We start from the raw sequence: 4,708 nt of genomic DNA on the forward strand, positions 1-4,708 counted from the left end.
TTACCCGCTGAAGGTTTGCATCCGGACGCCGGTCAGCATGGTGGTGATCCCGGCGTCGCTGAGGATCTCGTTGATCGGCTCGGGGTACTTGGCGTCGCGGTCACGGGTGTGTGAATTTCACTGCGGCGAGTTGTCCGGAGTCCTCCAGGTCCATGAGCAGGTTGCGGACGGCCTGGGTGACCCAGGCGTGCGTCGGGTGGGCGGTTGTGCCGAGAACGCGGATGCGCCTACTGGTGTGATGGATCGCGGCGAGGATGTACTGGCGCTCGCCGGTGAGGGTGACGGTCTTGATGAAGTCCATTGCGAGGATGGCCTGGGCCTGGGATTGGAGGAAGTCTGCCCAGGTGGCCGTGGTCCGCTGCGGGGCGGGTTCGATGCTGTCGGTCTTGAGGATCTCCCAGAGGGTAGAGGGCGCCATGCGGATGCCGAGGAGGGCGAGTTCGCCGTGGATGCGGCGGTAGCCCCAGGAGGGGTTCTCGGCTGCGAGGCGGAGGACAAGGCGGCGGATCGAGGCGAGGGTGTGCGGACGCCCCGGCCTGCGGTTCACGCTCACACGGGCGTGACGGTGCTTCACCAGGTTGCGGTGCCAGCGCAGGACGGTGTCCGGGGTGACCAGGAGCTGGAGCCGGCGCAGTGTTGCGCGGGCAACGTCGACAACAGTGCGGCGAGGAACGTCCGGTCCTCGGCTCGGAACCGGGGACGCTGGTACCCGAGTTGCCGGTGCAGGACGGCAAGCTGGTGACGCAGGGCGAGGATCTCGGTGTCCTTCTCGTGGTCGGTCATCGGCAGCAGCCGCAGCGCTGCGAAGGCGTGGGAGACAGCGAGGTAGGCGAAGCGGGCCAGCACAAGTAGCGATCATGCCGGACGGCGAGGGGTCATGAGCAGGCGAGGGCTGAGCTGCGCGGATGCAATTTCCGGCACCCGCAGGGCTGTGGTGTCTCGTCGGGGGTGCGGCCTCGGATCCGCCGGAGGTACGACCGGGTCCCTGATCCTCGTTGCTCCCCCGCGAGGGGTGTACGCGGGGCGCAAATGAGCGGTCGCATGCAGGACCCCGCGCCTTCATTGGCCTCGCGTCTGCCGTGACGGTACATGATACCGAGCAGTATGTGAACACCTTGAGTCCTCCCCGCACATCAAGAGGTGTGCACCGTGTCCCGCTCGGAAATGAGGCTCTTCGGTCGCTTCTCGACTTTCGCAGTCAGGCAGCAGGCGGAGGCCCAGGCGTGCTGGACTCGCAGGATTTCGGCCGCTGTTGGGGCTTCGGCTCGAAGAGGATTAAGGACTCAGATCAAAATGAGGGAATGACGGTTGGTCAGCTGCCGTTGCTGTTGGCAGGTTCAAGACAAGGAAGCATGTGACGGCAACAGGCAATACGAAGCGCAATCCGTGGGAGGTCGAGGACGAGTTGTGGGAGCGGATCGAACCCGTAGTGCCTCAAAATGGCTTCACCTGGTTTGACCTGCGGCGTTACGTCTTGATCAGCTTGCTCGGTGGTACTCGTTGATCAGGCCGGTGACGGCTTGTCGGCGTTCGATCCGGGTGGCGGGGAGGGGGATGACGTTGGGGTCGTCGAGGGGGGCGAGTTGTTCTCGGCCTTGATGGGGCCGGTGCCGGTTGAAGTGGGTGGCGTACTCGTGGAGGATCTTCTCGGCGTGGCCGCGGTCGCAGATCAGGAGCCGGTCGGTGCACTCCTCCCGCGCGGAGCGCACGAAGCGTTCCGCGTGGGGGTTGCAGTTCGGGCTGCGCCGCGGGATCTTGGTCACGGCGATGTCCTCGCTGGCGAAGACGGCGTCGAACGCGCTGGTGAACTTGGTGTCGCGGTCGCGGATAAGGTGGGTGAACTCGTCAGCACGGTCGCCGAGTTGCCACAGGAGTTGACGGGCTTGCTGGGTGGCCCAGGCGGCGGTGGGGTGGGCGGTGACGCCGAGGATGTGCACGGTGCGGGTGCGGACCTCCATGACGAACAAGGCGTACAGGCGCTGCAGGCCGATGGTGTCCACGTGGAAGAAGTCCGTTGCGAGCAGGCCGCTGGCCTGGGCTTTGAGGAACGCCGCCCATTCGCCACGGATCGACTGGCGCCTCGGGGCGGGTCCCAGGCAGGCCTGGCGCAGGATGCGGCGGACGCTGGCCGCGCTGATCCTGTGGCCGAGACGGCGTAGTTCGCCGTGGATGCGGCGGGCGCCCCAGCGGGGGTTCTGGACGCCGAGCCGGATGATCAGGTTGTACAGTTCCTCGGTTATCGGTGGACGTCCCGGCGATGCTGGCTGTGTCCACTTCTCCTTGACCAGCCGCTGGTGCCAGGCGAGCAGGGTGCGCGGAGACACGATCCGGTGGCCGCGCAGGATCCCCGGCAGCAGCCGGGCCAGGGCTGCGAACACGGCGCGGTCCGGCCAGGTCGGCTTCGGGGCATTGATCTGGCGACGCAGCACTGCGACCTTGTGCCGGAGAATCAGTATCTCGGCGTTCTTGGCTGCGGAGGACCGGCACAGTAGAACCTGCCAGGCGAAGATCCTGGTGGCGAGTAGGTAGATCATCCGTACGAGCACAGGCCCCGATGATGCCGGACGGTCGTCCGGTCGGACACATCGGGCGAGGTCGGCGACTGTGAAGGGGTTTTGAAGCAGTACGGGGCCGCTTCCTCCGGTGATGTGCCCTGAGCAACTGCGCGGCGCTCGTAGGATGGCGGCTGTGGCCATCTCGAAATCGCGTAAGAGCAAGTCCTCACGTTCTGCCGGTAAGGCGGGCCGTTCGGGTAATCCCGCCCGCCGGGCGGAGCAGGCGGCCGAGGCGGAAGCGGAGAGGCTGGGGCGGCGCGTTGTCGCCCCCGGGCGGGAGGCTTCCGGGAGCCTTTTCGGTGGATTCGCCGAACACCGGCGTGCGTTGGACAAGAAGAGGATGGCGGCAGCGGCCCGCGATGTCCGGCCCGTCATCGCCGATCTGGTCTCGGCCGGCCGGTCGGTGTCCTGGGTCGAGGACGAGCTGTGCCGTCGTCTGGGTCAGGTGCTGGCTGCGCAGGACGCGGCCGATGACGCGCGGCGTGCGGCAGGGGCTCGTGAGATCCTCGAGTCCTACAGTCCGGACCAGTTGGCCGAGGCCCTGATCGATGCCGTCGTGCTCGCGGCCTCGCAGACGGGCGCGGCCGCGGGCGAGTTGGTGGAACGGGACGGGCTCGGGCGACTGCTGTGTGCCCTGGCGCGGATCGTTCCGTACCCCGCGGCCGAGACTCCCCAGCAGGCTGTTGAGGATCTCCCGGACCGCGCAGCGCTGCTCTCGGCTGCCTCGGCCGAGACCTCCCCGACCGGTTCGGCGTTGTGGTGCCGCAATGTCTATGGCACCCGGTTCGCGATCACCGCCCCGTTCGCCGGGGCGGACGGGCCCGACCGGTGGTACCTGTGGGACGTCGACGCCTGCGGTGACCGGGCGTACACCGTCGGCGCCGGGTACTTCGCCGATGCCGACCAGGCGCTCGCGTCCTGGCGGGAGGCAGTCGGCCTGGAGACCTCGGCCGAAGCCGTCCTCGAGCCGGTCTCCGATCCGCGCCTGGCCGAGCTACTGCTGCCGGGCCCGCCTGACTTCTTCCACCCCGGCGGGGAGTCCGAGGCGCAGTACGCGGAGTTCCATCGTTCCCGCCGCCTCGCCCAGGAGCTGCGTCACACGGACTTCCTGGACGGCATCGCTGGGAAAAGCAAAGCAGCCTCGGCCGTCCGTGCCCAGCCGGTCGACAAGAACACCTGGATCGCCGAATTCGCGGCATGGCGGGCTGAGCAGCGGCCCGGGGCCGACGCGGTTTCCGTCAGCTACTCGGTCGGTGACGGTGACGGGCCGCTCACCGAGGCGGAGCTCTATCGGGAGCTTGCCGACAGCTGGTGCTCGAGCGAACTTCCCGAGCTGTCCTACGGCTGCTCCCCACACCGGATCGCCCTAAGGGCTGCCGCGATCCGCGACTTCTACACCGACGACTTCGCCGCGGCGCTGCTCGGGCTCGTCCCGGACGTGGCGGCCTGGCTGACCGAGCGTGCCGGGCTGGCGGTGTGGCATCGCGGGCGCGTCCTGAGCTACGCCGAGGGTGCTTCCTCGCTCGAGGTGGACCTGGGCTTCCGCGCGGACAGCGACCTTGCTGCGCTCCACGAGTAGCCACCGTCGCGTTGCCCCATCCGCATCCCTGTAGGGTTCCAAAAGTCTCGCACACGCTCTGACCTGGGCGTTCGCCAAATATGCTGATCCTGCTCAGGCGGTGCCCTGGTAGTCGTTGATCAGCCCGCCGGGGACGTCGTGGCGTTGGATCCGCTGCGTGGGGAACGGGATGACGTTGGTGTCGTCGGAGGGGGCTCGAAGCTGCAGTGCTCGGTGGGGACGGCCGGTGTCGTAGTGGCTGGTGTACTCGGCGAGGACGTGCCGCAGGTGTTGCTCGTTGCGGGCCAGCAGTCGGTCGGTGCACACGGCTCGTACGGTGCGTATGAACCTCTTGGAGTGGGCGTTCATCGGGCGAAGTCGACGAGTTCGGCACGCTTGCCGATGTTCAAGGCATCCCTTAAATTGGTGGCTGTTGGTGGAGCTGAGAGGAGTCGTTTTGACTTGGGCAATCAAGGTCACCGACGAGTACGCCGCGTGGTTCGGTGTCTTGATCAAGGAGGATCTTGGTTCCGCTTCGCTGGTCGCTCAAGCCGTCGCGGCCTTGCGGGAAGCGGGCCCCACGCTGGGCCGCCCG

Annotated in this window: 5 protein-coding genes; 1 reads left to right on the plus strand and 4 read right to left on the minus strand. The window is 67.5% G+C overall.

Annotated elements, in window-relative coordinates; genetic code table 11:
• Positions 1–100: 100 nt before the first annotated feature.
• The 3 genes from VXC91_RS42525 to VXC91_RS42535 all read right to left on the minus strand — a co-directional run bounded on the left by VXC91_RS42525 (position 101) and on the right by VXC91_RS42535 (position 2,546).
• Positions 101–574, minus strand: coding sequence for a hypothetical protein (locus VXC91_RS42525; protein WP_329512711.1), 474 nt, complete (start codon positions 572–574; stop codon positions 101–103).
• Complete coding sequence (locus VXC91_RS42530; RefSeq protein WP_329512712.1) at positions 571–846, minus strand: hypothetical protein; 276 nt, start codon at positions 844–846, stop codon at positions 571–573. Before VXC91_RS42530 ends, VXC91_RS42525 begins: the two co-directional genes overlap by 4 nt.
• A gap of 632 nt (positions 847–1,478) precedes the next feature.
• Positions 1,479–2,546, minus strand: a complete 1,068-nt coding sequence (locus VXC91_RS42535) for an integrase core domain-containing protein (RefSeq protein ID WP_329512713.1) — start codon at positions 2,544–2,546, stop codon at positions 1,479–1,481.
• Between the two features lie 334 nt (positions 2,547–2,880).
• Here VXC91_RS42535 and VXC91_RS42540 point away from each other — a divergent pair, with 334 nt between their 5' ends.
• A complete protein-coding gene (locus VXC91_RS42540) occupies positions 2,881–4,134 on the plus strand; it encodes a hypothetical protein (RefSeq protein ID WP_329512714.1) in 1,254 nt (417 codons plus the stop codon).
• A gap of 93 nt (positions 4,135–4,227) precedes the next feature.
• On the opposite strand, the gene VXC91_RS42545 is transcribed toward VXC91_RS42540, so the two are convergent.
• Positions 4,228–4,482 carry an integrase core domain-containing protein gene (locus VXC91_RS42545; protein ID WP_329512715.1) on the minus strand — a complete coding sequence of 85 codons (255 nt, stop codon included), beginning with the start codon at positions 4,480–4,482 and terminating at the stop codon, positions 4,228–4,230.
• Positions 4,483–4,708: the final 226 nt, after the last annotated feature.

Origin of the sequence: Streptomyces chiangmaiensis (genome assembly GCF_036281785.1) — a bacterium.
GTDB lineage: Bacteria > Actinomycetota > Actinomycetes > Streptomycetales > Streptomycetaceae > Streptomyces > Streptomyces chiangmaiensis.